We start from the raw sequence: 3,100 nt of genomic DNA on the forward strand, positions 1-3,100 counted from the left end.
TGCACAGAAACACTGAACGTCCGAGAAACGCTGCCGGTGAAGGAATGTTCCGATTAAACACTGACGGAGTGCTGCTGCGGGGGACGGGGCTGTGTGGGCGGCGGTATTCCCGCTGCACGCATTGCCACGAACCACACGGCGACACGGTGAGCAATCAGACGATAAGCCGCTCGCGAAAGTAATCCGCTTGGTTCGGCACTTGCCCATTACCTTCACTTGCTATCACATACCTGTCGGGATCCCGGCTCCATCAACCTGATATCCCCGTTAATTGCTAGCAAATTAGTTGCTCCGGAACGAACCGGGAACAAGAATCCGCTAGCAGAATCCAACAGCCGGATTCTTCCAGGATGAAACAGTTGCTAGCATTATTCCCGATCTGCAGCACACGATCCGGAAGAATCCGCTAGCACTTTTACGCAGCTCGAGCACACGATCCGGAAACATCTGCTAGCAAATCTTTCATTGGCCAAGATCTTCCGGAGCGTATTTTGCTAGCAATCGTTTCCCCTACTCTTTCTCCCTGCCCGCTTTCTCCAACCTGTCGAGTGCCGACAGAAAACCCCGCACGGCTTCGCCCTGCTCCCGGTACTTTCGTTTCAGCTCTCCGTGTTCCTTCGCTTCCTGCTTGTAGTGGGTACAGAAACGGGGGTATTCCTTGACGACGTATTTAATCGCTTCGCTCCCGCTCTTCTTCCCAATGATGTCTTTGAGTATCTCCAGTTGGGCGGCTTCTTCGGCAGTCAGCCGTAGCGTGATGGTACTTACTTTTTCGCTCATGACCACCCACCCCCTTTCTCTCCGGAGACGGACGGTTCCAGCGAATCGGTGACTTCCCCGGCTTCTGTCCCGGCGCGCCCCGCTTCCACTTCCGCCTCTTGTTTCCGGTTCATCACTTCCGCCCGCCGGTATGCTTCCGCATACGTCTGGCAGTGTATTCCGTATCTCTCGATAGTGACGCCCGCGGCTGTCACTTCGTGCGCCACGCACCACCCTGTACGCATTTTGCGGGGGTAATACAGTGGCGTCTTGTTTTTATCTTCACTCATAACCGTGTGGCTTACGCCGTTTTTTGCAATTCGTTTTTCTTCACTTTTTTCAGCCGTGACCTGATGAAGCAGCTCACCGAGAGAATCCGCCCTTTCGATCGTCGTATTTCCCGTATCACTTCCTGCAGGACGTCTTCTTTGCCTTTCGCCTCTTCGCATAGTTCGTCCATGTCGTAACTCGGCACGCCGATACCCGACAGCATCTGCCTGACGTTATGAACGCCCTCTTTCACTTCATCCGTATGTTCTTCCATCATCTGCAGGCGTCCCGTCTTCACCAGTCCCCACAGGGCGGGCAACACGTCTCCGGTGAACGAATAACGTCCGCCGCTCGCCTTCAACTCTTCAATCAGTTGCCATATCGGGCTGTCGTCCATGGCAATATTTTCTATCATCAGAACCTTACGGACATCTCCCTTCGAACACCCCAGATTGTAGCACGTTTCACCCAGCCGCTGCAACTTCAAACGGTATTCTCCACCATGTTCCGGACGTTTCCCGCAGGATTCTGCGGAAACATTTCCCCTATTCCCGTCCGGTGAGAGTGAAACTTTATCCTCATCATCCCTTGCCGGCGGAATAGTCCGGGGGATAGAGGGGGAATTTTCTTTACTCTCCTTTTCTTTGTGCCGTTTTTCCGCAGAATTCCGCGGAGTTTCCGGAGTTTCCGCAGAACTCTGCGGAATAATGGCGCCAGAAGATATTCCGGCAGCGGTTGCAGTCTCTTTTCCGGTACCGGCCGCAGTCTCTCTCCGGGCATCTATTTGGGGAGAACCATAAACAGCTTCTCCCGTTTTCGTCTCGATTTCCTGACCGGAGAAAAGAGGTAGTGGCGCAGGTAACGGCGCACTATCCATGCCGGATGGCGCATCTTGTATCTCGACAAGCCGTATGTCTTCGGGCAGTACTATTTTTTTCTTGGCTCTCCGGCAGATTTCAAGGTATCGCTGCTGAATATCCACAGAAGTAAGCACATGATTCGTATGCCAAGTGATGGTATCGAACAATTCCACTTCCGTGCAATATTCAATGATCTTTTCTACCCGCTCCTCTTCAATGCCCCAGTATTCGGAAACATCAAAAAGCTGGTCGTCTGTGAAACGGATATAGCAGCCTTCAACCCGGTATATCTCGTTTTGGATATACTGGTACACTGCATACCCTTCGCAGCCGTACCGCTTCTTCAGGCGTTTCACTTTGATGTCTTGAAAGCGGTCGGTTTCCGCCTGATAATATGATAATCCTGTTTTTGCCATTGTCGCTAGATTCTTCTACTGTAATTGGATGCGAGGTAATTCATGATTTCTTCTTTGCTGTAGAGAAATATCCCACCCAGTTTGTAGAATGGGATTGCGTGCTCCGCACGCATGTTCCTTAACGTTGAGTTGCTGATGTTGAGCAATTTGCATACATCCGTGGAGCGGATGAACACGGCATCTTCCGGAACAGTTTCGAGTGTGACGGGTTCCACGGGTTTGTACTTCGGTTTTCCGGTGGCTTTCTCCTTTTGGGGTTCCACGACTGCTTTTTCAGATTCCTTTTCAGGTTTCACGATTCTCATGCTGTTGGTTTCTGTTTTCATGATTTTGTTTTTTATGTGAGTTAATTATCAGGGGTTAACCGGCGTTTATCCATGCAGGTGAAAGCTACCCGGTCGAGGTCTTTCAATTGGCTGCTGTCGAGGGCGTAGATGGTTTTTATAATCCACCCTTTCAGAACGATTTCCCGGTGTCCTTCCCTGTTGGCGTAGTGATGCAGCGCACGGGTGACTGCTTCCTTCATTTCCTGTCCGGAAATGAGGTTCTTCTCGTATGCTATCATGCTATCGACAGCTTTCTGCTCCAGTTCTTCCTGGCTGATGGTTGCGGTTGTTTTCATCCGTTTACGGCTTTATTATCGGGTGTTTTTTGAGATTCCTTTCTGGTGTACAATTCTTTGAGAGCCGCCATGTCGTCCATGACTTTCGTGTCCAGAATCTGTAGGCTCGGCAAACAACGCCTTTCCGCTTTACAGCGGTAGGTTTTCGTTTACCTGCCCCCGAACCGTACTTA

General features: G+C 51.0%; 6 protein-coding genes. All 6 read right to left on the reverse strand.

Annotation, left to right across the window (positions count from 1 at the left end):
* The coding region (locus LPH68_RS25805) for a hypothetical protein (RefSeq protein WP_204902011.1) at positions 1 to 207 on the reverse strand (207 nt) is incomplete at its 3' end.
* 303 nt (positions 208 to 510) lie between these two features.
* On the reverse strand, positions 511 to 780 hold the full coding sequence (locus LPH68_RS25810; RefSeq protein WP_004310978.1) for a hypothetical protein: 270 nt from the start codon (positions 778 to 780) through the stop codon (positions 511 to 513).
* Complete coding sequence (locus LPH68_RS25815) at positions 777 to 1,049, reverse strand: hypothetical protein (protein ID WP_121960473.1); 273 nt, start codon at positions 1,047 to 1,049, stop codon at positions 777 to 779. The genes LPH68_RS25810 and LPH68_RS25815 overlap by 4 nt, the downstream gene beginning before the upstream one ends.
* 11 nt (positions 1,050 to 1,060) lie before the next feature.
* On the reverse strand, positions 1,061 to 2,305 hold the full coding sequence (locus LPH68_RS25820; RefSeq protein WP_151936102.1) for a DUF4373 domain-containing protein: 1,245 nt from the start codon (positions 2,303 to 2,305) through the stop codon (positions 1,061 to 1,063).
* A 5-nt stretch (positions 2,306 to 2,310) separates the two neighbouring features.
* Positions 2,311 to 2,631: a helix-turn-helix domain-containing protein gene (locus LPH68_RS25825; RefSeq protein ID WP_004310981.1), complete on the reverse strand. Its 321-nt coding sequence runs from the start codon at positions 2,629 to 2,631 to the stop codon at positions 2,311 to 2,313.
* Between the two features lie 20 nt (positions 2,632 to 2,651).
* The gene (locus LPH68_RS25830) at positions 2,652 to 2,927 is read right to left on the reverse strand and encodes a hypothetical protein (protein WP_055235525.1); all 276 of its coding nucleotides are present in this window, start codon (positions 2,925 to 2,927) and stop codon (positions 2,652 to 2,654) included.
* Positions 2,928 to 3,100 lie beyond the last annotated feature (173 nt).

This window comes from Bacteroides sp. 1_1_30 (genome assembly GCF_020982715.1).
GTDB classification, from domain to species: domain Bacteria; phylum Bacteroidota; class Bacteroidia; order Bacteroidales; family Bacteroidaceae; genus Bacteroides; species Bacteroides xylanisolvens.